At 73.3% G+C, this 24,613-nt stretch carries 20 protein-coding genes; 12 read left to right on the top strand and 8 right to left on the bottom strand.

Features of this window, described 5'->3' with window-relative positions:
- Nucleotides 1-7 precede the first annotated feature (7 nt).
- Both HS048_RS26845 and HS048_RS26840 read right to left on the bottom strand, forming a co-directional pair.
- The gene (locus tag HS048_RS26845; RefSeq protein WP_196469034.1) at nucleotides 8-271 is read right to left on the bottom strand and encodes a hypothetical protein; all 264 of its coding nucleotides are present in this window, start codon (nucleotides 269-271) and stop codon (nucleotides 8-10) included.
- Complete coding sequence (locus tag HS048_RS26840; RefSeq protein WP_196469033.1) at nucleotides 268-3,432, bottom strand: DEAD/DEAH box helicase; 3,165 nt, start codon at nucleotides 3,430-3,432, stop codon at nucleotides 268-270. The genes HS048_RS26845 and HS048_RS26840 overlap by 4 nt, the downstream gene beginning before the upstream one ends.
- 164 nt (nucleotides 3,433-3,596) lie before the next feature.
- Here HS048_RS26840 and HS048_RS26835 point away from each other — a divergent pair, with 164 nt between their 5' ends.
- The gene (locus tag HS048_RS26835; protein ID WP_196469032.1) at nucleotides 3,597-4,760 is read left to right on the top strand and encodes a pyridoxal phosphate-dependent aminotransferase; all 1,164 of its coding nucleotides are present in this window, start codon (nucleotides 3,597-3,599) and stop codon (nucleotides 4,758-4,760) included.
- 504 nt (nucleotides 4,761-5,264) lie between these two features.
- On the opposite strand, the gene HS048_RS26830 is transcribed toward HS048_RS26835, so the two are convergent.
- A complete protein-coding gene (locus HS048_RS26830) occupies nucleotides 5,265-5,804 on the bottom strand; it encodes a type II toxin-antitoxin system prevent-host-death family antitoxin (protein WP_196469031.1) in 540 nt (179 codons plus the stop codon).
- A 193-nt stretch (nucleotides 5,805-5,997) separates the two neighbouring features.
- A complete protein-coding gene (locus HS048_RS26825) occupies nucleotides 5,998-6,168 on the bottom strand; it encodes a hypothetical protein (protein ID WP_157237456.1) in 171 nt (56 codons plus the stop codon).
- A gap of 251 nt (nucleotides 6,169-6,419) precedes the next feature.
- On the opposite strand from HS048_RS26825, the gene HS048_RS26820 reads away from it, so the two are divergent.
- The gene (locus tag HS048_RS26820; RefSeq protein ID WP_196469030.1) at nucleotides 6,420-7,208 is read left to right on the top strand and encodes an alpha/beta fold hydrolase; all 789 of its coding nucleotides are present in this window, start codon (nucleotides 6,420-6,422) and stop codon (nucleotides 7,206-7,208) included.
- A gap of 9 nt (nucleotides 7,209-7,217) precedes the next feature.
- Here HS048_RS26820 and HS048_RS26815 read toward each other — a convergent pair whose 3' ends face one another.
- Nucleotides 7,218-7,895, bottom strand: a complete 678-nt coding sequence (locus tag HS048_RS26815; protein ID WP_307832657.1) for a transcriptional regulator — start codon at nucleotides 7,893-7,895, stop codon at nucleotides 7,218-7,220.
- A gap of 298 nt (nucleotides 7,896-8,193) precedes the next feature.
- Between HS048_RS26815 and HS048_RS26810 the strand changes: the two genes are divergently transcribed.
- The 4 genes from HS048_RS26810 to HS048_RS26795 all read left to right on the top strand — a co-directional run bounded on the left by HS048_RS26810 (nucleotide 8,194) and on the right by HS048_RS26795 (nucleotide 13,887).
- A complete protein-coding gene (locus HS048_RS26810; protein WP_307832656.1) occupies nucleotides 8,194-9,378 on the top strand; it encodes a transposase in 1,185 nt (394 codons plus the stop codon).
- A 293-nt stretch (nucleotides 9,379-9,671) separates the two neighbouring features.
- On the top strand, nucleotides 9,672-10,118 hold the full coding sequence (locus HS048_RS38975) for a hypothetical protein (RefSeq protein WP_307832706.1): 447 nt from the start codon (nucleotides 9,672-9,674) through the stop codon (nucleotides 10,116-10,118).
- Nucleotides 10,105-12,777, top strand: a complete 2,673-nt coding sequence (locus HS048_RS26800; RefSeq protein ID WP_196469028.1) for a LuxR C-terminal-related transcriptional regulator — start codon at nucleotides 10,105-10,107, stop codon at nucleotides 12,775-12,777. The genes HS048_RS38975 and HS048_RS26800 overlap by 14 nt, the downstream gene beginning before the upstream one ends.
- Nucleotides 12,778-12,999: 222 nt before the next feature.
- A complete protein-coding gene (locus HS048_RS26795; RefSeq protein ID WP_068895812.1) occupies nucleotides 13,000-13,887 on the top strand; it encodes an AfsR/SARP family transcriptional regulator in 888 nt (295 codons plus the stop codon).
- A 56-nt stretch (nucleotides 13,888-13,943) separates the two neighbouring features.
- Here HS048_RS26795 and HS048_RS26790 read toward each other — a convergent pair whose 3' ends face one another.
- A complete protein-coding gene (locus HS048_RS26790; protein WP_068895810.1) occupies nucleotides 13,944-14,474 on the bottom strand; it encodes a MauE/DoxX family redox-associated membrane protein in 531 nt (176 codons plus the stop codon).
- 185 nt (nucleotides 14,475-14,659) lie between these two features.
- Between HS048_RS26790 and HS048_RS26785 the strand changes: the two genes are divergently transcribed.
- Together HS048_RS26785 and HS048_RS26780 are read left to right on the top strand one after the other, a co-directional pair.
- Nucleotides 14,660-15,778, top strand: a complete 1,119-nt coding sequence (locus HS048_RS26785; protein ID WP_196469027.1) for a GRAS family protein — start codon at nucleotides 14,660-14,662, stop codon at nucleotides 15,776-15,778.
- A 237-nt stretch (nucleotides 15,779-16,015) separates the two neighbouring features.
- Nucleotides 16,016-16,270: a WGxxGxxG family protein gene (locus tag HS048_RS26780; protein WP_196469026.1), complete on the top strand. Its 255-nt coding sequence runs from the start codon at nucleotides 16,016-16,018 to the stop codon at nucleotides 16,268-16,270.
- 170 nt (nucleotides 16,271-16,440) lie between these two features.
- On the opposite strand, the gene HS048_RS26775 is transcribed toward HS048_RS26780, so the two are convergent.
- Nucleotides 16,441-18,006, bottom strand: a complete 1,566-nt coding sequence (locus tag HS048_RS26775) for an MDR family MFS transporter (protein ID WP_196469025.1) — start codon at nucleotides 18,004-18,006, stop codon at nucleotides 16,441-16,443.
- Nucleotides 18,007-18,088: 82 nt separating this feature from the next.
- On the opposite strand from HS048_RS26775, the gene HS048_RS26770 reads away from it, so the two are divergent.
- Nucleotides 18,089-18,649 (top strand): TetR family transcriptional regulator, encoded by a 561-nt coding sequence (locus HS048_RS26770; RefSeq protein WP_196469024.1) that lies wholly within the window; start codon nucleotides 18,089-18,091, stop codon nucleotides 18,647-18,649.
- Nucleotides 18,650-18,680: 31 nt separating this feature from the next.
- Here the strand turns inward: HS048_RS26770 and HS048_RS26765 are convergent, their stop codons facing one another.
- Nucleotides 18,681-19,577 (bottom strand): cation diffusion facilitator family transporter, encoded by an 897-nt coding sequence (locus HS048_RS26765; protein ID WP_230881895.1) that lies wholly within the window; start codon nucleotides 19,575-19,577, stop codon nucleotides 18,681-18,683.
- A gap of 214 nt (nucleotides 19,578-19,791) precedes the next feature.
- On the opposite strand from HS048_RS26765, the gene HS048_RS26760 reads away from it, so the two are divergent.
- Genes HS048_RS26760 through HS048_RS26750 form a run of 3 tightly spaced genes read left to right on the top strand, consistent with a single transcriptional unit; the run spans nucleotide 19,792 to nucleotide 24,565 of the window.
- Complete coding sequence (locus HS048_RS26760; RefSeq protein WP_196469023.1) at nucleotides 19,792-21,768, top strand: fatty acyl-AMP ligase; 1,977 nt, start codon at nucleotides 19,792-19,794, stop codon at nucleotides 21,766-21,768.
- Between the two features lie 2 nt (nucleotides 21,769-21,770).
- Complete coding sequence (locus HS048_RS26755) at nucleotides 21,771-22,043, top strand: acyl carrier protein (RefSeq protein ID WP_196469022.1); 273 nt, start codon at nucleotides 21,771-21,773, stop codon at nucleotides 22,041-22,043.
- Nucleotides 22,040-24,565 carry an MMPL family transporter gene (locus tag HS048_RS26750; protein WP_196469021.1) on the top strand — a complete coding sequence of 842 codons (2,526 nt, stop codon included), beginning with the start codon at nucleotides 22,040-22,042 and terminating at the stop codon, nucleotides 24,563-24,565. Before HS048_RS26755 ends, HS048_RS26750 begins: the two co-directional genes overlap by 4 nt.
- Nucleotides 24,566-24,613 lie beyond the last annotated feature (48 nt).

Genomic DNA, 24,613 nt, shown 5'->3' with positions numbered 1-24,613 from the left:
CGGGATCTCAGGTGCCGTCGTCTCCGGCGAGCCTGCGGTAGGCGGGCCGCAGGAGGTCCAGGATCGGGATGTGCCGCGCCTTGACCGGCGGCGCGTCGAGGATGCGCAGCAGCAGGTCGGGCGGGGTGTCGGGCAGCCGCGCGTGCTCCCGCAGGCGGGCCGGCGAGACGCCCGGCTGGTAGAAGTCCGCCAGCCGCTCGGCGAACGGCACGTCGGCCACGTCGAACAGCTCCGGCCGGTCCGCACCGGGCTCGCCGCCCTCGCCGCTCACGCGACGGCCTCGGGCCCGAGCCGGAACAGCTCGCGCAGCCGGTCGGTGGACAGACCGGTGATCCAGTCCTCGCCGGTGCCGACGACGCTCTCGGCGAGCGCCTTCTTCCGTTCGATCATCTCGTCGATCCGCTCCTCCAGGGTGCCCACGCAGATGAACTTCCTGACCTGGACGTTCCGGGTCTGGCCGATCCGGAAGGCCCGGTCGGTCGCCTGGTCCTCCACGGCGGGGTTCCACCACCGGTCCACGTGGACCACGTGGCCGGCGGCGGTCAGGTTGAGCCCGGTGCCCGCCGCCTTGAGCGAGAGCAGGAACAGCATCGGCTCGTCGTCGTCCTGGAACCGCTCGACCAGCGCGTCGCGCCGGCTCTTCGGCAGCCCGCCGTGCAGCCAGAGCACCGGCCGGTCCAGGTGCGCCGCGAGGTACGGCTGGAGCAGCGCGCCGAACTCGGTGTACTGGGTGAACACCAGGGCCTTGTCCCCCTCGCTGACGATCTCCTCGGCCAGCTCCTCCAGCCGGGCCAGTTTCCCCGACCGGCCGGGCAGCCGCGACCCGTCCTTGAGCAGGTGGGCCGGGTGGTTGCAGACCTGCTTGAGCTTCGTCATGGCGGCGAGCACGTTGCCGCGCCGCTCGATGCCCTCGCTGCCGTCGATCCTGCCCATCATGTCCTCGACCACGGCCTGGTACAGGGCCGCCTGCTCGGGCGTGAGGTTGCACCAGACCTTCATCTCCATCTTGTCCGGCAGATCGGAGATGATCGTCCTGTCGGTCTTGAGGCGCCGCAGCACGAACGGCCCCGTGGCGCGCCGGAGCGCGGCCGCCGCCTGCTCGTCGCCGTGCCGCTCGATCGGCTCCCGGTAGCGCTCCCGGAACGCCTTGGCCGAGCCGAGCAGCCCGGGGTTGCAGAATTCCATGATCGACCAGAGCTCCGCCAGATGGTTCTCGACCGGCGTGCCGGTCAGCGCGAGCCTGCTCCCCGCCGGGAGGGACCGTACGGCCTGCGCCTGCCGGGCGGCGCTGTTCTTGACGGCCTGGGCCTCGTCGCAGACGACCCGCGCCCAGGCGGGAGCCGCCAGGGCCTCCCGGTCCCGCAGGGCGGTGCCGTACGTGGTGAGGACGAGGTCCGCCCGCGCCGCCCGCTCGGCCATCTCCGCGCCGCGCAGCCGGGCGGCGCCGTGGTGCAGGTAGACGTCGAGCGAGGGGGCGAACCTGGCCGCCTCCTTCTGCCAGTTGCCGAGCAGGGACATCGGGCACACCAGCAGGGTCGGCCCCGGCCGGGCGCCGCCGGCGCGTTCGTGGAGGAGCAGGGCCAGGGTCTGCGCGGTCTTGCCCAGACCCATGTCGTCGGCGAGGACGCCGCCGAGCCCGAGGCTCGACATGAAGGCGAGCCAGGACAGCCCGCGCTCCTGGTACGGCCGGAGCACGCCGTGGAACGCGGCCGGGGTCGCGATCGGTTCCAGCCGGCGGTCCACCTCTCCGGAGAGCAGGTCCCCCAGGAGGCCGTCGGCGTCCACCCCGACCAGCGGCACCTCGTCGTCACCGCCCCGGACGACCTCCCGGACCACCTCGGCGACCGTCATCACGCCCGCCCGGCGGTTCCCGACGGCCTTCAGCGCGGCGTCGAGCTGCCGGTCGTCCAGCTCGACCCAGCGGCCCCGCACCCGGACCAGCGGCACCTTGAGCCTGGCCAGCTCGGCCAGTTCCGCCTCGTCGATCGTCTCGTCGCCGACGGCCAGGTCCATGCGGAAGTCCACCGGCCGGTCCAGCCCCAGCCCCGGGCCGGAGGCCGCTCCGGGATCGGTCTCCCGGGAACGGGCCGTGAGTTTGAGCCCCAGCTCCGTCCGGCCCGCCCAGGCGGGCAGCTGCACGCCGAACCCGGCGGCGGCCAGGAGCGGGGCGGTCCGGCGCAGGAACAGGAACGCGCCCGTGGTGTCCAGGACGAGCTCCGAGGGTGCGGGGGTGCGCAGCGCCTCCTCCAGCGCGGGGTAGAGCCGCGCCGCCCGGCCCAGCCCGGCGAGCAGCGCCTCGTCGGGCCGGGAGGGGAGGCCGGGGACGGTCTCGCCCGCCCAGACGAGCGGGGCCGGCAGGCAGAGGCTCGGATCCTGCGACGACTGGACGGCGAACTCCACCCGCCAGGACGGACCGCCCGGCGGCTGCGCGGACCGGCCGCCGGATCCGTCGTGCCCGTCGTGTCCGGGGTGCTCCGCGGTGGGATCGGTCCGGAGGGGCGGTCCGGGTTCGGGTTCGGGTTCGGGTTCGGTCAGACGGAAGCAGACCCTGACCGCCGTGTCGAACCGGTGTGCCGATTCGAACCATTCCTGGAGCGGCCGGGCCAGGCCGTCCGCCTCGGCCTGGGTCAGTGCGCCGAGTACGGCGTCCTCCCCGGTGAGGGCGACCATCCAGCGGTCCGGGAGCGGGCTGCGGCGCCCCGGCCGGTGGCCGCCGAGCAGCCGGTCGGGGAGCGCCCGCCGTACCGCCGCGTCGGTGAGGCCGGCCAGGGCCGCGAGCAGCACGCGGGCCGAGGGCCGTTCCTCCCCGACGGCCCGGCAGACGGGGGGCATCGCGGCGGCGAGCGCGTGGAAGCGGGCGGCGTAGGGGCCGGTCAGCACCGGCCGCCACCGCGCCGCGTGGCCCTGCTCCTCGGTGACGAGCCGGGGCAGCACCTGGCCGCGGCGGGTCAGTTCGCGCGCGTACTCCGCGACGACGGCGAGATAGCGCAGGGACGCGCCCGGGACCGGCGCCGGCGGGGCGTCGGAGCCGTCCGGGGACTCGTCGGGCTCGCGCTTCTCCGCGGGGGGCCGGACCGCCTCGTCGAGGCGGTCGAGCAGGTCCAGCGCCGCACCGGGCCCGACGAGCAGGGCGGGCACGCGCCAGGAGGCGATCCTCGGCTGCCGGGCGGCGGCCTCCATCCCGGAGTCGGGGGAGGGCAGCGGGCTCCGGGCCGAGCTCGGCAGGAGCAGGACGAGTTCGTCCTCGACGGCCTCACCCGCGGCCGTCGCGGCCTCTCCCCAGTGCCGCAGACCGGCGGCGACGTCCGCCGCCGGAGCCGAGAACGGATGAGAGCGGACCTTCGCCCGGGAGACGCCCGGAGCGGGGCGGGACGGATCCTCCGCCCAGAGCGCCAGCCGGTCGCCGGCCCAGACCCCGTGGATCACCAACACCGTCGAATCCTCCCCACGTCCCCGGAAACCGTACAGTTTCCGCAGACGTCGTGACGCCGTCACCGCCTGGCGGCCAGGCCATGCCACCCGGCTCCGCTCGGGTCCGAGCGGCTCTGCTCTGCTCGGCCGGGGCCGCCCGCGGTGTGCCCGCTACGCTGGCGTCCGTGAGTGATCCCCTGGTGGCGCGGATGCGCGAGTTCGGTACGACGATCTTCGCCGAGATGACGGCGCTCGCCCTGCGGACGGGCTCGGTCAACCTGGGGCAGGGCTTCCCCGACACCGACGGGCCGCCCGCGATGCTGGAACGGGCGGTCGAGGCGGTCCGCGACGGCCTCAACCAGTACCCTCCCGGCCCCGGCGTCCCGGAGCTGCGCCAGGCCGTCTCCGAGCACCGCGAGGACCACTACGACCTGGCGTACGACCCCGACGGGGAGGTCCTCGTCACGGTCGGGGCGACCGAGGCGATCGCGGCGGCGGTCCTGGCGCTCTGCGAGGCCGGCGACGAGGTGATCGTCTTCGAGCCCTACTACGACTCCTACGCCGCCTCCGTCGCGCTGGCCGGGGCCGTGCTCCGCCCGGTCACGCTCCGTCCCGTCGAGGGCCGCTTCACCTTCGACCCGGCCGAGCTGCGGGCGGCCGCCGGACCCCGGACCCGGGCGATCCTGGTCAACTCCCCGCACAACCCGACCGGGACCGTGTTCACCCGGGCGGAGCTGGAGGCCATCGCCGGGCTCTGCGCCGAACGCGACCTGGTCGCGATCACCGACGAGGTCTACGAGCACCTGACCTTCGACGGCGTCCCGCACGTTCCGCTCGCCACCCTCCCGGGCATGCGCGAGCGCACCTTGATGATCTCCTCGGCGGGCAAGACCTTCTCGGTGACCGGCTGGAAGACGGGCTGGATCTGCGCTCCGGCGCCGTTCGTCCGGGCCGTGCAGACCGTCAAGCAGTTCCTCACCTTCACCGCCTCCGCCCCCTGGCAGCTCGCCGTGGCCTACGCCCTGCGCCACGAGCTCGACTGGGTGGCCGACCTCCGCACCGACCTGCAGGCCAAGCGGGACCGCCTCGCCGAGGGGCTCTCAGCCGCCGGTTTCGAGGTCTACCGCCCCGACGGGACCTACTTCGTCCAGGCCGACATCCGCCCCCTGGGCTTCGCCGACGGCCTGGCCCTGGCCCGTGAACTCCCGTCCCTGGCCGGGGTGGTCGCCGTCCCCACCCAGGTCTTCTACGCCCACCCCGAACGCGGCCGGCACTTCGTCCGCTTCGCCTTCTGCAAACGGGACGAGGTCATCGACGAGGCCGTGACCAGGCTCCGGAAGCTCACCTGAAATGCTCTGACCTGCACGAACAGTCTGAAGAGGCCTGATGGGGTCTGAGGGCGTCCGGCGGGGTCGGCTCCCCGTTAGGCTCCCCAAATGCCTCGTTAGGCTCCCCGTTAGGCTCCCCAAACCACGTCTGTTCGAGCCTTCCGGCGCTGTCTGACCGGGTGATCCTGAGAGACGACTCCGGAGCCGAGCTGCTTGCCGCATCGCTGAGGCACGCGGAGCGCCTGGACCGCGTCGGGGAGTTGCTGGGTGCGGGATCCGAGCCCGCTGGACGTGCACACTCGACGATTGGGTACCCGCGGTCGAGGTCGAGCCTGAAGCTGACCAGTTCCCCTGATCCGGTGCGGAGCGCACGGAGCCCCGCCGGGGGCATGGGGGTGCAAGCGCGGATCCTGGGCAGGAGAAGAAAAGAGATCTTGCAGAGGTCGTGCCCGGGGTGGGCGCAGCTTGCGATTTTCGGGCGCCCCCGGCCCCCCGAAAAGGGGCCGAGAGGGGCGCCGACTGCGGTCAGCTGACGCGCTTCAGCTCCTCTATCAGTGCCTGCCGCACATCGGTCCGGCTGCGGGCCACGCGGAGCAGCGCCCGCACCGCTTCGGCCTTGTCGATCTCGATTCCGTCCAGATCCTGGCGCACTCCTCCTAGCCACTGGTCGATGTCGGCGGATTCGGCCGGGTCGAGGATCACCATGAGGGAGACCACGAGGGACGCAGGCCGTGGCGCGTCCGGAGGGAGGGGGGTGCCGTCGGGGTTCATCCCGAAACCGGCGTACAGCTCTTCTGCGGTGGCGTAGCGGCGCATCTCGATGCCGTCGCGTTGCTGGGCGGCGATCTGATCTTTGATGTAGCGCGTCTGTTCGTCATTGAGCAGCCGCACGAAGTCTTCGAAGTCGGACTCGGAGATCAGGACGGCGCGTTCCTCCGCCGAACGGGTGATCACGGTCGGTTTACCGGAGTGGACGGCACGCGAGACGACGAACCCGAGCTTGTCGCGGCCTTCGGCGATGTCGAGCGTGCGATCCTCGCTCACACTGGGGATGAACATTCTCATCTCGGCACCTTAGCCCGACTAAGGGAGATATAGGGAGATACCGCACATTGCGACCATGGGGAAGCGTGTGCAGGATGGGCTCAGTGCCGTTCCGGTTGCCCCGACCCTGCCGACTGGCCCGACTCGGCCGGAAGCAGGGTGAACGCCAGGGGCGCCCGACCAGCCGTGGTATCGATCCCGTCATCCATCGTGATCAGATGCTTCCCACCTCCTCCAACGCGGAGACCAGCGCGGCAGTGTCACGAAGTCGATCGGGGATAGGGTGCAGCTCCACCGCCACCACCGTGCCCCAATCGCGGGCCGCGCGCACTCGGCGATCGGGCATCTGGCGGTCAAGGTCGATCCCGCTGCGGTGGTCGAGCACGATTGACCGCTGCGCCGTTCACGCTTCGAGAACATCGGCGGTTCACCGCCGGTCGTCTGATGCGTGCATGGCCTGGCCAAGGAGCCTCAGCTCGTACGGGCCCGCCACGATGGACGGTGCGGACGCACGGCGCCCCCGAGCAGGCAGAGAAACGTGAGATTTGACCAGGCTCCGGAAGCTCTCCTGGGACATGCGGATTTGTCGGTGGCGCTCTGTAGCGTCGGAGGCCGTCCAGCGGATGGAGGAGCGCCGTGACCACGGTGACATCGCATGACGGCACGCGGATCGCACTGGAGCAGGTTGGGGCGGGACCGACGCTCGTCATGGTCGACGCCGCGGGCGGCTTCCGGGGGTTCGGGCCCATGGGCCCGCTCGCCGAGCGCCTCGTCGACAGGTTCACGGTGGTGACCTACGACCGGCGCGGACGGGGCGAGAGCGGCGACACCCCGCCGTACGCCGTGAGGCGGGAGATCGAGGACCTCGCGGCCGTGATCGAGGCGAGCGGAGGATCGGCGTTCGTCCACGGGTTCTCCTCCGGCGCCGTCCTGGGCCTGCTCGCGGCGGCGGCCGGGGTGCCGATCTCGATGCTCTCGCTTCTCGAACCGCCGATCGACCTCGACCGGTCGTCGCAGGAGGGTGACCAGGGTGATCTCGCGGCGGAGATCGACGAGCTTGTCACCGCCGGCCGCCGGGCCGACGCGGTCGAGCATTTCCACCGGAGCATCGGCGTCCCCGAGGAGATGACCGCGGGCATGCGGCAGGCCCCCTTCTTCCCGATGCTGGAGGGCATCGCGCACACGCTCGCCTACGACAGCCGGATGACCTCGGCCCTCTCCCACGACGCGCTCCGGTTCGTCACCGTTCCCGCCCTGGTCATCAGCAGCGAGTCCAGCGACGACCGCCTGCGTGGTTGGGCCGAGGGCGCGGCGGCGGCGCTTCCCCGGGGCCGCCATCTGGCACTCAAGGGTGACTGGCACGGTGTGCCCGACGACGTGCTGGCCCCCGCGCTGGTCGGCTTCTTCGGCGGCGGAGCCGCCTGAAGTGCCCTCTCAGCCGCCACCGGCGACCGTGGCATCGGCCTCAGCGCCGGCCTGCGTGAGGATGCGCAGCGCGTCGGCCGAGCCCGGGCCGTTCGGGGTGTACACCTCCAACCGGTGATCGGGGCTGTCGGGCTGCAGCCAGACCTGGTAGTCCACGCTCAGGGCGCCGACCGTGGGATGCCGCAGGCGCATCGTCCCGGCAGTGCAGTCGGAGACCTCCCCGCCGGCCCACATCGTCGCGAACTCGTCGCTGCGCATCGTGAGCTCACCGATCAGCTCCGCCAGACGCGCGTCGGTCGGGAACCGGCCCGCGGTGAGCCGGAGGTAGGCGACATGGACGCGGGCCAGTTCCTCCCAGTTGCGGTGCAGGTCGCGGGTGAACGGATCGAGGAAGAACATCCGCGGCACGGACGGGCGGCCGTCCGGCTGCCACGGCGCGTCGAAGGGAAGGTGCTCGGCGAACAGCGCATGGCCTGCACGGTTCCACGCCAGCACGTCGCCGCGGCGGCCGAGAACCAGCGCCGGGGTCGACTCTCCCAGGGCTGCCAGGAGTGAGAGGACCCGTGAGTGGGGCTCTTCCGCGGGCGGCGCGGACAGTCGCGGGCCGGCCGGTCGCCTGGCGAGGTTGTGCAGGTGGGCGGTCTCGACCCGGTCCAGCCGCAGCACCCGGGCCAGGGCGTCGAGCACCTGGGTGGAGGCGGTGCCCGCCTGCCCCTGCTCCAGCCGTGTGTATAACCGGCGCTCACCCCCGCCAGGTGGGCGAGTTCCTCGCGGCGCAGGCCGGGGACCCGTCCTGCTGGTCTCCATCAGATCTCCTCGAGGGGACCGTCGCCTTTAGGTGAGGGGGGATCGGGAGCGGGAGGGCCGCCGAGGCCCGAGCGTGCCCTGACCTGTCAGGTCCGCGCATCGTGGATGTCCTTCCTGGTTTTACCGTCGCTAGCCGATATCGTGGTGTTATCGTTACCGAACGTGATGGGAGGTGGGTGTGCACAGGTCGTTCACGTTCCTGCTGCGCCCCACCGCCCGACAGGCGGCGGCGCTCGCGGCGTGCCTGGAGGACCACCGGCAGCTCTACAACGCCGCTCTGGAGCACCGCCGCACCGCCTATCGCAAGGCCGGCGTGACGGTTCGGTACGGCGATCAGTCCGCCGACCTGAAACACGTCCGCGCCGATGACCCCGGCGGGCAGGGCCGCTGGTCGTTCTCCTCCCAGCAGGCCACCCTGCGCCGCCTGGACAAGGCGTTCGCCGCGTTCTTCGACCGGGTCAAGGCCGGGCGCACGCCGGGCTTCCCCCGGTTCAAGGGCCGCGGCCGGTTCGACACCGTCACCTGGCCCAAGGATGGCGACGGCTGCCGGTGGGACTCCCAGCCCGAGCACCCGTCGGCCACGTTCGTGCGGCTGCAGGGTGTCGGGCACGTCCGCGTGCACCGGCACCGCCTGGTCAAGGGGCGGGTGAAGACGATCAGCGTGCAGCGGGAGGGCTCCCGCTGGTATGTGATCCTGTCGTGCGACGAGGTGCCCGCCCAGCCCCTGCCCGCCACCGGCGCCGCCGCCGGGATCGACCTGGGCATCGCCTCCCTGGTGACCACCTCCGACGGCGGGCACATCGCCAACCCGCGTCACCTGGCCGCCTCCGCCGACCGCCTGGCGGCGGCGCAGCGCGACCTCGCCCACAAACAGCGCGGCTCCCGGCGCCGCCGCAAGGCCGTGGCCCGGGTCGCGGCGCTGCACGCCCAGGTGCGGCGCCAGCGCCTCGACCACGCCCACAAGACCGCACTCGCCCTGGTCCGGGACTACGACCTCATCGTGCACGAGGCGCTGAAGGTCGCGAACATGACGCGGTCGGCGTCCGGCACCGCAGAGCAGCCCGGCCGCAACGTCGCCGCCAAGTCCGGGCTGAACCGTTCGATTCTGGATGCGGGTTGGGGGGTGTTCCTGACGGTCCTCGCGGACAAGGCTGAAAGCGCCGGTCGCGAGTTGATCGCGGTCGAGCCCCGCAACACCTCCCGCACGTGCTCGCGCTGCGGGCATTGCGCGAAGGAGAACCGCCTCACCCAGGCCGCGTTCGCGTGCACGGCGTGCGGGCATGCCGCGCACGCCGACGTGAACGCGGCGGTCAACATCCTCAGGGCAGGGCTTGCCCTTCGTGAGGCTGCGCAAGCGGCTTAGCGAGAAGCCGCTCCCTTCAAGGAGCGGAGGAGTCACGGACGGATCGATCCTGTTCCTGGCGATGCCGCGGATCGGCCAGGCTCTCACGCCGATCGTCGACCAGGCCCTGTGGATCCTCGACGTCTACGGCTTCGCCGTCGGCTCGCTGCTGATGATCGGCGCGGCGGTGTTCGGGGCGGCTTCGGCGGCGGCGTTCGCCCCGAACCTCGAACTGCTGATCGTCGCCCGAGGAATGATGGGGGTGGCGGGCGCGACCCTGCCGTCGGCGCTGGCGGTGCTCAGCGAGCTGTTCACTGACCCCGCGGCGACGGTCTCAGGCCATCGGCATCTTCGCCGCCGCGTTCGCGGCGGAGTTCGCGATCGGGCCGGTGGCCGGCGGCCTCCTGCTGGAACGCTTCCGGTGGGGCGCGGTCTTCCTGGTCAATCTACCCGTCGTCGGGGGGGCCTCGCCTCTCGTCGGCTGCCCCGGACGGGCGTCGGCCCGAGCGGGTACTCGGACCTGCCCGATGCGGCCGGTGGTGGTTGAGGGAGGAAGGATGAGGAACGCCCGGGGTTTCGGATCACTCAGAGATTTCGGATCACTCAGAGATCCTGCGGCGTCCTTTTCTCGCCTTTCCTTCCCTCGTCGCCGGATTCCGGCGGACAATCAGGGGGCGTCTCCGGCCGGCCTCGCCGACCGGCCCCCGCACGACACGCTCGATTGTCCGATGGAAGGAGAGATCCGCGGTGGCGACGGCTGAGGTGGTGCCGAGACGGTGGTCCCTGGTGGGCCGCGACGCGGAGTTGAAGGCCTTCGAGGCGGTCCTGAATGAAACCGGTTACAGCGGTTTCCTCGTCTTCGGTGAGGCCGGCGTCGGCAAGACGCGGCTGGCGGAGGAGTGCCTCGCCGTCGCCGGCCTGCGGGGGCACGCCGTGGGCCGCGCCACCGCGACCGGCGCGGCGGCCGAGATCCCGCTCGGGGCGATAGCCCATCTGCTGCCGGACGGGGTCGACCTGTCGCACCCCGTCGCGGGCTTCGCGACCGCGGTCCGGCTCATGTCGCGGGCCTACACCGCGGCGGCCCGTCTCGTCCTGCTCATCGACGACCTGCACCTGCTCGACTCCGCCTCGGCCCTGCTGCTGCGCCAGCTCATGGAGACCGGCGCCGTCTTCCTGCTCGGCACGGTGCACTCGGGCGCCTCGTCCGCGGAGAGCGTCGTGACGCTCGGGCGGGGCGACGCCGTCCACCACGCGGACCTCGCGCCGCTGACGTGGCGGGAGACGAACGGGTTCCTCCAGGCCGCCCTGGCCGGGCACGTCCACCGCGAGACCGTCGACCGGTTGCACGCCGCGAGCGGCGGAAACCCGCTCTACCTGGGCGAACTGGTGCGCGGTGCGCTGGCCGAAGGCAGGCTGGCGAACGACGGGGAGATCTGGCGGCTGGCAACCGCCGAGCCGCTTCCGGTCACCCGCCGTCTCACGGACCTGATCCGCCACCGGCTCGCGACGGTGGCCCCGCGCGCCCGCCGCGTCCTCGACGTCCTCGCGCTGTGCGGCCCGGTGTCCGTCGCCGACCTGGAGCGCGAGCCCGGCGCCGACGTCCTGGACGAGTTGGAGCGGGCCGGACTCGTCACCACCGTCCGGGAGGGACGCCGGGCGTACGCCCGCCTGGCGCACCCCCTCTACGCGGAGGTACTGCCCGCGGACGTCACCGAGCCGCGCCGCCGGGAGATCCTGCGCGAGCAGGCGGACAGGCTGGAACGGACCGGCTCGCGCCGCCGGGAGGACGCCATGCGCCTGGCCTCCTACCGGCTCGCAGGCACCGGCACCGCCGATCCGGCCCTCCTCCTCCAGGCCGCCCGGCTCGCCTCGCACGGCGGCGACCACGCCCGCGCGCTCGTCTTCCTCCGGGCGATTCCCGAGGCGGGCCTCACCTTCCCGGCGCTGCTCCTGCTCGGCCGTACGCTGTCGGAGGCGGGCCGGCCGCAGGAGGCCGAGGACACGCTGCGCAGGGCGGACGGGGCGGCCGCCACGGAGCGCCGCGCGCTCGCGGTGGCGCTGGCGCGCACGCACAACCTCATGTGGTGCCGCGGCGCGGCCCGGGAGGAGGCCGTCGCGGCGAACGACGCCGCGCGCGACCGCGTCACCAGCCCGGCGGGCCTGTGGGTGCTGCGGGTGAACGAGGCCAACATCCTCTCCAGCCTGGGCTACCACGCCGAGAGCCTCGGCCTGCTCGACGGCATGCCGGAGGAGGAACCGCCGGCGGGCGACGTCGCGGGCGCGGTGACGTGGACGGCCGCCGCGGCGACGAGGGCCAGCGGGCTGGCCTTCATGGGGCGCGGCGAGGAGGCGGTGCGCTGGGCCGAGCGGGCCGTGGCCCTGTGCGCGAAGGCGAGGGAGGAGGGCGGAGACCACGGCCCGCAGGAGGCGGCCGCGCGCTCCGCCCTCGTCCTGGCCCTGAGCGAGAGCGGACGTCTGGAGGAGGCCCGCGCCGCCGGCGAGCACGCCTGCACCGACCCGGGCGGGGCGCCGACCGGATGGCAGCGCACGCTCCTGGCCTTCCCTCTCGCCCGCAACGCCTGGCTGGCCGGCCGTCCGGCCTCGGCGCGCCGCTGGTACGCGGAGATCGTGCACGACACCCGTCCCCAGGGGGTGATCATCCGTCCGCTCGCTCTCACCGGCCTCGCGGCGGCCGCCGCGCTGCAGGGGGACGTGCGCGCGGCGGAGGCCGCCCTCGCCGAGCACGCCGGGCTCGCGGTGCCGGTGCACGTGCCCGAGGAACGGCTCGGCGAGGCGTGGACGCACGTGGCGAGGGGGGAGCAGAGGGAGGCCAGGGCGGTGCTGAGGGCGGCGGCGGCCGAGGCCCGGGAGCGGGGCCAGTTCTCCTCCGAGGCCGTGCTCCTGACGGACCTCGCGCGGCTGGGGGGCGCCGCCGAGGCGGCGGGCCGCCTCGCGGAGCTCGCGAGGGCCGGGGGGCCCTTCACGGCCGCCCGGGCACGGCTGGCGGCCGCGCTGGCCTCGGGTGACCCGGACGGCCTGTCGGCGGTGGCCGGGGACTTCGACCGGATGGGGGCGAGCCTGCTCGCGGCGGAGGCGGCGGGCGCGGCGGCGGAGCTGTGGCGCGGCTCCGGGCGGTCCCGGCAGGCCTCCGCCGCCGCGGCGCGGTCGGCCGTGAACGCCGCCCGATGCGAGGGCGCGCGGACACCCGTGTTGCGGACGGCCGGTGCGGTGATGCCGCTCACGGCCAGGGAGAAGGAGGTCGCGATCCTGGCCGCCGAGGGGCTGGCCAGCAAGGACGTCGCGGCCAAGCTGACGATCTCCGTCAGGACGGTGGACAACCACCTGCACCGCGTCTATGTGAAGCTGGGCGTCTCGACCCGGGGGGAACTGGCCGAGCGTCTCGGCCGCACGAGCGTGTGAACCGGCGGGGCGGCGGGCACGCCCGCCATCCCGGATGAGCACGGATCGTCTCGATTTGAGTAGTCATCACTCAGGATCACCGCAGACCTCTCCTCCATCCTGGAGGAGCACGTGCGGAGGGGGCGGCCCGCCGACGCGTGTGGCGAGGCACCCGGGAGACATCCCCCCGCGACCGGTCGCTTCGGGAACCGTCCGATCGAACACCGAGGAGAGGTCTCGACGATGTTCTTCCGTCTGCTGGGACGTGTCCAGGTCGAGAACGCCGACACGTCTCTCGTCATCGCCTCCGCCCCGATCAGGGGGCTGCTCGCCGCGCTTCTCCTCGAGGAGGGGCGCTTCGTCACGGTGGAGCAGCTGATGGGGTCCCTGTGGGAGAGCCCGCCCGACTCCGCGCGCAAGAATCTGCGGCTGCACGTGGCCCGCCTGCGCGGTCAGCTGGCATCGCTGGGCCTGCGTGAGCGGCTGGGCACGCTGCGGGGAGGCGGGGGCGGCTACCGGTTGCTGGCCGCCCCCGAGGAGGTCGATGCGATCCGGTTCAAGCGGCTGACCGACCGGGGCTTCGCCGAGCTGCGTGCGCGGTCCGTGAGCACGGCGGAGGCGACCCTCGCCGAAGCCCTCAAGCTGTGGCAGGGGTCCATCGGACAGGACTGCACCGCCTCCGAGCGGTTGAGAGCCCGGTTCGCCGCCTTCGACGAGCTGCATCTGACGACGCGGGAACGACTGGTGGAGGCCCGCCTGTGCCGCGGCCGTACGATCGAGCTCGTCCCGGAGATCCTCGACATACTGACCGCCGCGCCGTTCCGGGAGAACTCCTGGGCGCACCTGATGCGCGCCTACTACCTGGGCGGCGACGCGGCGGGGGCGATCTCGGCATGGGACCGTGCCACCGCGACGCTCGGCGACCGGCTGGGGCTGGACCTCTCCGCCGAGCTGCGTGAGCTGCATCTCTCCGTGCTCCGCCGGGATGACGACGCGGTTCGCGGCCCGGTGGCTCCGGGGCCGGGTTCGGCGCATCCCGTGACCGTGCGCCCCCGCCGGGCGGCCGGCCGCAGGCCGGCGCCCCGGAGCCGCGTCGCGCTCACCGGCCCGAGCGGGTGCCCGCCGGTGTAGAGGGACGGCGATCCCCGGTTCCGACGCCTGACCGCCACCGGCACCCGCCGTGGCGGTCAGGCGAGCGGCCGGAACAGCTCGGCGATCTCCTCGGTGAGCAGGACCAGGCCGGCTCCGGTCAGGCCGATGACCACCGCCGCCGCGACACCGGCCGGTTCCAGCTCCGGGGAGGCGGTGGTGAAGGCGAGCACCGTCCCGGCCAGCGAAGCGGTCAGGAGTATCCCGTTCCGGACGAGCTGGGCGGGTCCCACCGGTGCGGACGGGGAGCCGAAGCAGTTGCAGGAGACCCGCCGACGGGAACGCACGGCCGCCGCGATCGCGACGGTGAACGCGGCCAGCAGCACCACCGCGATCGCGAACCCGGCGCCGGCCGCGGCGGGAACGGCGAGCAGCACGGCCGCGGCCAGCTCACCGGCGACGACCGCGGGGGGAACGAGGCGTCGCGGCAGCAGCGGCACCCGCGGCGCCAGCTCACCGGCGGCGGCCCGGAAGGAGGCGTACGCGTCGCGGCCGCGTAGTTTGCCGGCCGCCGAGAACACGAAGACCACGCCGATCAGAAGACGGCAGCAGACCAGTACGTACTCCATGGCGATCCCTGTCCTGGGAGGGGCGCCGCGACCGCGTGGCCGTCGCGGCCCTCTCGTGGCGAGTCCCCTGCACGGGGCCGAATGCTGTGACCCGGGCCAACCTAGGGACCTTCTGCATGGGGACGACATGCGGGCGGCATCGGCGTGGCGGTGCCGCCGAACCGACCTACCGAGGAGTGACCGAGATGAGATCGTCCGCCTTCACCCTGCTCCGCCTGGCGGCGGCCGCCGCCGAGCAGAACCGGGAGCACGACCTGAGAACGCTGCTCGCGCGGGTGCGTTCCGTCCTCGATCCCGAGGCCGACGCCCGGGACATGCTGGCCGCCTACTATCTGGCGGGACTGTCCGGCCGCGTCGAGGGGCACCGCGGCGAGAACATCTACCTGCGGGGGTACGACCAGCCGCAGATCGACCTGTTCCGCCTGCTCACCGAGCATCTGCCTTTCGTGCGTGTGGGCATGCTGGCCAACGCGCACCTGCTGGACCACCTGCGGGGGCACGCCGCCGCGACCGTGCTGTCGATCGGCATCGGCCAGGGGCACCAGGAGGGCGCCCTGCTGGCCCAGGCCGCCGCCGGGGGCCTGCCCCTGCGCCGGCTGGTCGTCATCGGCGTCGATCCCGCCGCCGACAGCCTGGCCGCCGCCGAGATCAACCTGAAGCGCGCCGGCGCCGAACACGGGATCGAGGTGACCTTCCACGCCGTGCCCGCCGCCACCGAGGAACTGGACGAGGACGCCTGGACGCTGATCGGCCGGTCACCGCGCCCGCTGCTGGCGACGGCCTCGTTCGCCTTGCACCACATGGTCGACAGGCACCCGGGGCAGGACGCGCGAGACGTGTTCCTGCACCGCCTGCGCGCCCTGGCCCCGGCCGCCGTCGCGCTGTGCGAACCCGACTCCGACCACCACCGGGCGAGCCTGCCGGAGCGTTTCGCCAACTCGTGGCGGATGTTCGGCACGCTCTTCGAGGCCATCGACGCCACCCCCCTCACCCGCGCCGAGCAGGACGCCATGAAGAGCTTCTTCGGCCGGGAGATCATCGACATCGTCGGCGCCGTCGACGAGCGCAGCCGGTACGAACGGCATGAGCCCACCGTCGCCTGGCTCCGGCGGCTCCGCCGCTGCGGGTTCCGGACCACCGTCCCGGTGATCACTCCGGAACTGGAGCGGACGCTGGCCCCCTCTCCCGACTTCACCCTCTCCGTCCAGCCCGACCACGTGCGGCTCGGCTACCGGCAGGACCCTCTCGTGTCGATGATGGCGGCGATCCCCGCCTCCGCCGCGTCACCGGATCCCGAGGGGTGAACCGGCACGCGAGGCCGGAGCGCCTGCGGGGCGGCGTGGCTCGGAGCGACTCCCGGGACTGCTGGCGACCCATGGTGAAATATGGATGCTTCGTATGTTTTGGTGCTATAGAGGGCGGTAACTACACGGAGACGGAAATTCCGTAGCCCGTGCTGTTCAGGGGTGCGACCGGCCCCTGCGGGATGGGCGAAAGCGGCTCGGCGGCGTCGCGGAGCCGTTCCAGATCGGGGGATCACCATGAGAAAGGCCATCGCAGGAACAGGACTCGCCGTGCTCCTCGCGTTCGCCCCGGCGAGCGCGTCCGCCGACGCGTTCACGACGGCGGCCGCCCCGCAGCCCCAGCAGCAGCAGGACGACGGCGGAAACGCCGGCCTGTGGGGTCTGCTCGGACTGGCGGGTCTGCTCGGACTGGCGGGCATGCGCAAGCAGCAGCACCACCGTACGGACACCCACGCGCGGAGCGGGGGATCGACCCGGGGCGACGTCATCTGAGACTCGCCCGCACCGCGCGGGAACCGTACGCGGGAAGGGCCCGGACCTGACGAGAGGTCCGGGCCCTTCCGCCGCGGAGACGCGGGCCGGGGCGCGGGCGGGTGGGCCGCGGGCCGGCCGGCGCCGGTGGAGACGCCGGACCGGCAGGCGGGCGGGAGGGCCGGCCGGGGTCAGCCGGCCGGAGCCGGGGCCGGGGCGGGCTCGGGGGACTGCGCGGAGCGCAGCGGGATCTCCTTCAGCAGCAGCACGGCCACCGCGCCCAGGACGGCGATCGGGACGCCGACCAGGAAGACGGTCTGCAGGGCCCGGGTGAAGGCCTCCAGGATGACCTCCAGGACCGGGGCCGGCAGGTGCCGGATGGCCTCCGGGGAACCCAGGGTGGAGGACGCGCCGCTGTCCAGCGGCAGGTTCGCGGCCCTGGCCAGAGCGGCCAGCTCCGAGCCGAGCCGGTTGGACAGGATCGCGCCGAAGGCCGCCACGCCGACCGCGCCGCCCAGGGAGCGGAAGAAGCCCACGCCCGAGGTGGCGACGGCCAGGTCGCTGCGGGGCACCGCGTTCTGCGCGGCCAGGATCAGGATCTGCATGGAGGCGCCGAGGCCGATGCCGATCACCGCGTTGTCCACGCCGACGACCAGCAGCGAGCTGTCGACGTGCAGCCGGGAGAGCAGGAACAGCCCGAGCGCGACGAGCAGCATGCCGCCGATCGGGTAGGCCTTCCAGCGGCCGGTCCGGCTGACGAGCCGGCCGATCACGATCGAGGCGGCGAGCAGGCCGAAGACCATGGGCAGGGTCATCAGGCCGGAGCCGGTCGGGCTCATGCCCTTGACGATCTGCAGATACTGCGGCAGGAACATCATGGCGCCGAACATCGAGGCGCCGACGAGCAGGGAGGCGAGACTGGAGAGCACGAAGGTGCGGTCGCCGAACAGGCGCGGCGGCAGGATCGGGTCGGCGGCCCTGCGCTCGGCGAGGACGGCCAGGCCGAACATCACGGCGCTGAGCGCGCCCAGGCCGTAGGTCCAGCCGGAGTTCCAGTCGAACTCCTGGCCGCCCAGGGAGAGCAGCAGCATCAGCGCGGTGGTCCCGCCGGTGATGAAGGTCGCCCCCCACCAGTCGACCCTGGCGTCGCGGCGGACGAACGGCAGCTTGAGGACCTTCTGGATGACGGCGAACGCGACCACGGCCAGCGGCACGCAGATCCAGAACGTCCAGCGCCAGGACATGCTGTCGACGATGAAGCCGCCGAGCAGCGGCCCGGCGACGGTGGAGACGCCGAAGACCGCGCCGATGTAGCCGGAGTAGCGGCCGCGCTCACGGGGCTCGACCACGTCGCCGAGGATGATCTGGGGGAGCGCGGCGAGTCCTCCGGCGCCGATGCCCTGTACGGCCCGCGCGACGATGAGCTGCGCCATGTCCTGGGAGAAGCCCGCGGCGACCGAGGAGACCGCGAAGATCACCAGTGAGGTCTGGAACATCAGCTTGCGGCCGTAGAGGTCGGAGAGCTTGCCCCAGAGCGGGGTGGAGGCGGTCATGGTGAGCAGCGTGGCGCTGGCCACCCAGGCGAGCTGGTCCTGACCGCCGAGGGTGCCGACGATCGTCGGCAGTGCGGTGCCCACCACGGACGTCGAGATCATCGACGTCAGCATGGCGAGCATGAGCCCGGCCAGGATCTCCAGCACCTGCTTGTGCGTGAAGTGCGGTCTCTCCGCGGCCTGGACCTGTTGTTCGGTCAGCATGAACCGTCCCCCATTGCATGTACGATGCATATGAAGTTAGTAGACGCCTGTTTACTCCGTCAAATCTGGAAGGATCGGGCGCGTGGACGAGGGACGGCGCCGCTGCCGGGAGGACACCCGGCGGCGCATTCTGGAGGCCGCTCGGCGCCTGTTCGCCGAGCACGGCTACGACCATGTGACGATGCGCCTGATCGCGGCCGAGGCGGACGCCAACATCGCCCTGATCAACCGCTACTTCGGCAGCAAGCGGGAGCTGTTCGCCGAGGTGCTCGCCCTGCAGGGGCGCTTCCCCGGCGTGCTGGACGGCCCCGAGGAGGAGCTGCCCCGGCGCCTGGCGGAGTACGTCGCCGAGCGGCTCCGCTCCGACCGGGGCAGCCCGGTGCTGGAGGCGCTCGCCCGCTCGTCGGCGAGCCCGGAGATCCACGGCATCCTGCGGGACCGGGTCAACTCGTCGATCATGGAGCCGCTCGCCGCGCGGCTGTCCGGTGCGGACGCCCGGCTGCGGGCCGCCGTCGCCACCGCCCTCGTCACCGGCTCCGGCACGTTCCGCCAGCTCTACGGTCCCGAGGCGATCGAGCTGCCGGAGCACGAGGCCGTGGTCGAGCGGCTGACGAGGATGTTCCAGGTCTGCCTGGAGGCCTGAGGCCTCGAGCTCGAGGTCTGGAGGTCTGAGGTCAGCCGGCGGCGATCCGGCAGGACCTGCCGGGGACGTGGTCGACCTGCAGGGTGCTGTGGTCGATGTGGAAGCGCTCGTGCAGCAGGTCGGCCAGCTCGCGGCGGATCCGGTGGCAGTCGCCGCCCGGCCGTACGGTCACGTGCGCCGACAGCGCGGGGAAGCCGCTGGTGACGGTCCACACGTGCAGGTCCTCGACGGCGGTGACGTCGGCGTGGGCGGTGAGCGCGGAGCCCACCTCGACCGGGTCCACCCCGGCGGGGGCCGCCTCGAACAGCACGCGGCCGGCGTCGCGCAGCAGCAGGTAGCCGGACCTGGCCATCAGCGCCGCGACGACGAGGGCGGCGACGGCGTCGGCCCGTCCCCAGCCGGTGAGCCAGACGACCGCGCCGGCCACGGCGGTGGCGATGAAGGCGTACATGTCGTTGAGGATGTGCTGGAAGGCCCCCTCCACGTTGAGGCTGCTCCGGTCGGCCCGGGCGATCAGCCAGGCGGCGCCCGCGTTGACCGCGATCCCGGCGAGGGCCGTGCCGAGGACCAGCGCGCCCTCGACCTCGGGCGGGTCGATCAGCCGGCGCACGCCCTCGTAGACGAAGTAGGCGACCAGGATCACGAACGTCAGCCCGTTGACCGCGGCCGAGAGGATCTCGGCCCGCTTGAAGCCGAAGGTGTAGGCGCCCCGGGCGGGACGGGCGGCCATGCTCATCGCGGCGAGCGCGAGCACGATGGAGGCCGCGTCGGTGAGCATGTGGCCCGCGTCGGAGATGAGCGCGATGGAGTTGGCGACGACGCCGGCGGCCACCTCGACCGCCATGAAGACGACCAGCAGGGCGAGCGCCCAGGAGAGGTGGCGCCGGTCGGCACCCGGGCCGTGGCCGTGGCCGTGTCCGTGACCCATTCCGAGATCCATCCTGTGAACACTTGAGCAACCGCTCAGATATCCGGTGAGGACAGCCTAACATCACGAGCCGAAGCCGATCAGCTCGGGACGGGGAGGGCGAAGCTACTAACTTTCGGCGTAAAACCGGCCTGCGGCTTGTGCGGGCCGAACCTGTGACCGCCCGGCGGATCCTCCTAGGTTGGGGTGTCTCGCCGTCGCAGGAGATGACCAGATGTCCTTTGTGCAGCGGGTACGCGCGCAGGCCGCAAGACACGGGCACGAGCGGTCCTACACCTTCGTGGAGGACCGGGCCGGGGAGTTCTCCGAGAGCCGGCTGACCTTCGCCGGGCTCGACGCGCGGGCCAGGTCGCTGGGGGCGTGGCTGGCCCGGCGGCGGATGGAGGACCGGACGGTGCTGCTGCTCCACCCCGCGGGGCTGGAGTTCCTGGCCGTCTTCCTCGGCTGCCTGTACTCCCGGGCGGTCGCGGTGCCCTCGCCGCTCCCGCAGACCGATCCCCGCGCGCTGGAACGGGCCGCGGGGATCATCAAGGACGCCGATGTCCGGCTGGTGCTGACCGACGCGGCTCACCACGGCCCGCTGACAGCCTGGCTGCGCGAGGCCGGACTCGACGGCACGGTGGAGTGCGTCGCCACCGACGCCCTCGGCCTGCCCGGACCGGAGGAGTGGACCGAACCGGAGATCGGCCCGGACACCCTGGCCTACCTGCAGTACACCTCCGGATCCACCAGCGAGCCGCGCGGCGTCATGATCACTCACGCCAACCTGCTGCACAACGAGAACGAGATCTGGCGGGCCATCGGCTCGCCCACCGAGGGCGTCGGGGTCGGCTGGCTGCCGCACTACCACGACATGGGGCTCATCGGCATGCTGCTCCAGCCGGTCTACGCCGGCGGCGACCTGTACTTCGCCTCCCCGGTCGCGTTCGTCATGCGCCCCGCCCTCTGGCTGGAGATGATCAGCCGCTACCGGGCGGAGTACACCGTCGCGCCGAACTTCGCCTACGAGTGGTGCGCCGCCCGGGTCACCGACGCCCAGACGGCCGGCCTGGACCTGTCCAGCCTGAAGTTCGCGCTCAACGGCGCCGAACCGGTCCGCACCAGCACGCTGCGCACCATGGTCCGCCGCTTCGGCCCGATCGGCTTCGGCGAGCGGGTCTGGGCCCCGGCGTACGGCATGGCGGAGGCGACCCTGGTGATCACCGCCACCCCGGTGGGACGGGGGCCGACGATCCGCCGGTTCGACGCGGCGGCGCTGGAGCGGCACGAGGCGGTCCCCGCCGGGACGGGCGTCGAGCTGGTCGGCTGCGGGCGGCCGGTCACCATGACCGTGGACGTCGTCGACCCCGAGACCCGCGAGCGGCTGGGGGAGGGGCGGGTCGGCGAGATCTGGGTGCGGGGCGGGAGCGTCGCCCGGGGGTACTGGCAGCGGGACGAGGCCACCGGCGTCGCCTTCGCGGGCCGTACGGCCTCCGGGGAGGGCCCGTTCCTGCGGACCGGGGACCTCGGCTTCCTGCTGGACGGCGAGCTCTACGTCACCGGCCGGATCAAGGACGTGATCATCGTCAAGGGGCGCAACCTCTACCCGCAGGACCTGGAGGAGGCGGCCCGCGGGGTGCACCCCGCGCTGGGCGCGGCGGCGGCCTTCGGGGTCGAGCCGGAGGACGGTCCCGCGGACGAGCACGTGGTGGTGGTGCAGGAGGTCAGACGGGAGCGCCTCGGCGGGAGCGCCGGGCACGCGGACGGCTCCGGGGACGCGGACGGTTCCGGGCACGGCGGTGGGGACGGGGCCGCGGGGGATGCCCGGGACGCCTGGGACGGGGACGCGGTGGCCGGGATGGCCCGCCGGGTCCAGGGTGAGCTGGCCCGCGCGTTCGGCGTCGGCTCGCTGAGCGTGGTGCTGGTCGAGCGCGGCGGGGTGGGCCGGACCACCAGCGGCAAGATCCAGCGCTCCCGGACCCGCGAGCTGCTGCTGACCGGGCTGCTCCCCGTCGTGCACGCCGAGCTCGCCGCAGCCGCACGGGACGCCCTGGACGCCCTGAGCGCCGCCGGAACCGCGCGGGACGCACTGGGCGCCGCCGGAACAGTGCGGGACGCCCACGCGACCGCCGGGCCCGCGGCGGCGGGGGCCGCCGCGGGGGGAACGGGTCGGGCCGCTCCGGGGGGCGTGCAGGAGGGAGAGGGAGGGTGAGCATGTCCGCTGACGCCGGGGTCGCCGTCGACCTGGAGGACATCCGGGACTGGTTGCGGGTCCGGGTGGCGGCCTACGTCGTACGGCCGCCGGAGGAGATCGACCCGCTGGTCCCGATCGCCCAGTACGGCATGGACTCGGTCTACTCGCTGGGCCTGTGCGGCGACATCGAGGCGGAGTACGGGCTCGCGGTCGAGCCGACCCTCGCCTGGGAGCACCCGACCGTCGCGGCCATGGCCGACCACCTGCGGGGCAGGCTGAGCGCCCGCCGATGACCACTCGGACGGACGCCGGGGCGGCCGGGCGGCCGGGCGTCCGTCCAGGCACCCGCACGGCCGCGCTCCCGGCCGTGCGGACGGTCACGGGGTCGGCCGCGCGGTCGGCGGGTCGGCTGCCCGGCGCGCTGCTCGGCCTGCTGTGCGGGCGGCGGGCCAAGTGGGTGGTGCTGGCCGTCTGGCTGGGCGTCGCCGTCGCGGCCGGGTCCTCCGCGGGGCGGCTGGAGTCGGTGCAGAAGGACGACATCGCCGCCTACCTGCCCGGCAGCGCCGACTCCGCGCGGGCGGTCGAGCGCATCCTCGGCATGCAGGGGGAGAGCCTCGCCCCGGCCACGGTCGTCTACGAGCGGCGCGGCGGCGTGACCGGGGCCGACGAGGCCGCGATCGCCCGCGACCTGGAGGAGCTCGCCCGGATCGACGGGGTCGTCGCCGAGCTGCCCGCGCCGACCGGCGGCAGGAGCTTCGACCGCCGAGACCTGGACCGGGAGCTGGAACCGTACCGGGACGCGAAGGGGCGGCTGCCGGAGGGGCTGCGCGCGGTCGAGGAGAAGCTCCGGATCCCGGAGGTGAAGAAGACGATCGACCTGCTCGCCGCGGAACGCTCCCGGGACGGCGAGGCGGTCCAGGTCGCGGTCGTCGTGCGCGACCGCGGCGGGCGGGAGACGGCGCAGGTCGTCGAACGGGTGCGGCGGGTCGTCGACGCCGGGCGGCCCGCCGGGCTGGCCGCGCACATCACCGGGCCGGCCGGCTTCCAGGCCGACGCGCTGGCGGTCTTCTCCACCGTGGACACCGACCTGCTGCTGGCCGCCATGGGCGTGGCGGTGGTCGTGCTGCTGGTCACCTACCGCAGCGCCGTGCTCTGGCTGCTGCCACTGGGCACCGTGCTGGTCGGCCTGGTCGTCGCCATGGGCGTGAACCGGGCCCTGGCCGCGGCCGAGGTGATCACGGTCAGCAGCGTCGCGGTCTCGCTGCTGATGGTCCTGGTCATCGGGGCGGGCACCGACTACGCGCTGCTGATCGTCGCCCGCTACCGGGAGGAGCTGCGCAGGCACGCCGACCGGCACGAGGCGATGGCGGTCGCGCTGCGCCGGGCGGGGCCCGCCGTCGTCGCCAGCGCCGCGACCGTGGTGGCGGGCCTGCTCTGTCTGACGGCGGCCGAGCTCAACTCCACCAAGGGCCTGGGGCCGGTCTCGGCGGTCGGCGTGACCGGCGCGATGCTCGCGATGATGACGCTGCTCCCCGCCGTCATGGTGATCTGCGGCCGCTGGGTGTTCTGGCCGGCGATCCCGCACCACGACCCGCACCCCGGCCCGCACGACGGCGGTCCGGCGGCCGGGGGCGCGTTCTGGGGGAGGCTCGGGCGCGGGATCGCCCGGAACCCCCGGCGGGTGTGGTCGGTCACTCTCGCGGTGCTGGCGGTCTGCTCGGCCGGGCTCACCGCCTACCGGGAGGGCGGGCTGGGCAACGCCGACGTGTTCCTCGGCAGGCCGGACTCCGTCGTCGGGCAGGAGGCCGCGGCCCGGCACTTCCCGGCGGGGGGAGCCGACCCGGTCCAGGTGGTCACCGGGGAGCGGTACGTCAGGGACGTGATCCTGGACACCGCGCAGCGGCCCGAGGTCACCGCGATCACGCTGGGCGCGGCCGGCAACGGCGACGTCCTGCTCAACGTGACCGTGCGCCCGTCCGGCGACCGGGACGCCGAGCGGCGCGAGGTGCTCGCCCTGCGCGACCGGCTGCGCGCCGTGGCCGCACCCGACGTGAACGTGGGCGGGAACGCGGCGCTCGTCGCCGACCTGGAGCGGGGCGCGGAGCGCGACCGCAAGGTGATCATCCCGCTGGTGCTGCTGGTGGTCTTCGCGGTGCTGGCGCTGCTGCTGCGCTCGCTCGTCGCGCCGCTGCTGCTGCTCGCCACCGTCGTGGTGTCGTTCCTGGCCACGCTGGGGATCAGCGCGCTGGCCTTCACCCACCTGTTCGGCTTCGCCGGGGTGGACCAGGGGTTCGTGCTGCTGGTCTTCGTGTTCCTGGTCGCGCTCGGCGTCGACTACAACATCTTCCTGATGCACCGGGTGCGCGAGGAGGCGCACCGGCACGGTACGGCGCGCGGCGCGATCCTCGGTCTGGAGGCGACCGGCGGAGTGATCACCTCCGCCGGGGTGGTGCTCGCGGGCACCTTCGCCGTCCTCGTCGTGCTGCCGCTCTCCCAGACCGTGCAGCTCGCCTTCGCGGTGGCGGTGGGCGTGCTGCTGGACACGATGGTCGTCCGCTCGGTGCTGGTCACCGCGCTCACCCTGGACATCGGCGACGCCGTCTGGTGGCCGGGTCGCCTGTCGCGCGGCCCGGCCCGGCGGAGCGGCGCCCGGCCGCCGGCGGTCCCCGGTGGCCCGGCGGCGCGCACCCCGCTGATCCGGCCCCAGGTCGTGCTCAGGACCAGGCGGCCGGTACGGCCGCGCGTCATCCTCAGATCCGCCCCCGCGGTCGTCGGGAAAAGCGAAAAAAGGGAAGGCGGTTTTAGCGGCATGTGACAATTCGAATTATTGCTCGATGGATCGGGCGTGTGATTCACTGCCAGG

The sequence above is a fragment of the Planomonospora sp. ID91781 genome (assembly GCF_015711595.1).
Lineage (GTDB): Bacteria > Actinomycetota > Actinomycetes > Streptosporangiales > Streptosporangiaceae > Planomonospora > Planomonospora parontospora.
This window is presented reverse-complemented; position numbering and strand designations above follow the sequence as displayed.

What these genes read in the sequence shown, in the direction of transcription:
- HS048_RS26830 (WP_196469031.1), bottom strand. Translation starts at nt 5,804, where the DNA reads ATGAGAATGTTCATCCCCAGTGTGAGCGAGGATCGCACGCTCGACATC.
- HS048_RS26795 (WP_068895812.1), top strand. Translation starts at nt 13,000, where the DNA reads ATGTTCTTCCGTCTGCTGGGACGTGTCCAGGTCGAGAACGCCGACACG.
- HS048_RS26790 (WP_068895810.1), bottom strand. Translation starts at nt 14,474, where the DNA reads ATGGAGTACGTACTGGTCTGCTGCCGTCTTCTGATCGGCGTGGTCTTC.
- HS048_RS26785 (WP_196469027.1), top strand. Translation starts at nt 14,660, where the DNA reads ATGAGATCGTCCGCCTTCACCCTGCTCCGCCTGGCGGCGGCCGCCGCC.
- HS048_RS26780 (WP_196469026.1), top strand. Translation starts at nt 16,016, where the DNA reads ATGAGAAAGGCCATCGCAGGAACAGGACTCGCCGTGCTCCTCGCGTTC.
- HS048_RS26775 (WP_196469025.1), bottom strand. Translation starts at nt 18,006, where the DNA reads ATGCTGACCGAACAACAGGTCCAGGCCGCGGAGAGACCGCACTTCACG.
- HS048_RS26765 (WP_230881895.1), bottom strand. Translation starts at nt 19,577, where the DNA reads ATGGGTCACGGACACGGCCACGGCCACGGCCCGGGTGCCGACCGGCGC.
- HS048_RS26760 (WP_196469023.1), top strand. Translation starts at nt 19,792, where the DNA reads ATGTCCTTTGTGCAGCGGGTACGCGCGCAGGCCGCAAGACACGGGCAC.
- HS048_RS26755 (WP_196469022.1), top strand. Translation starts at nt 21,771, where the DNA reads ATGTCCGCTGACGCCGGGGTCGCCGTCGACCTGGAGGACATCCGGGAC.
- HS048_RS26750 (WP_196469021.1), top strand. Translation starts at nt 22,040, where the DNA reads ATGACCACTCGGACGGACGCCGGGGCGGCCGGGCGGCCGGGCGTCCGT.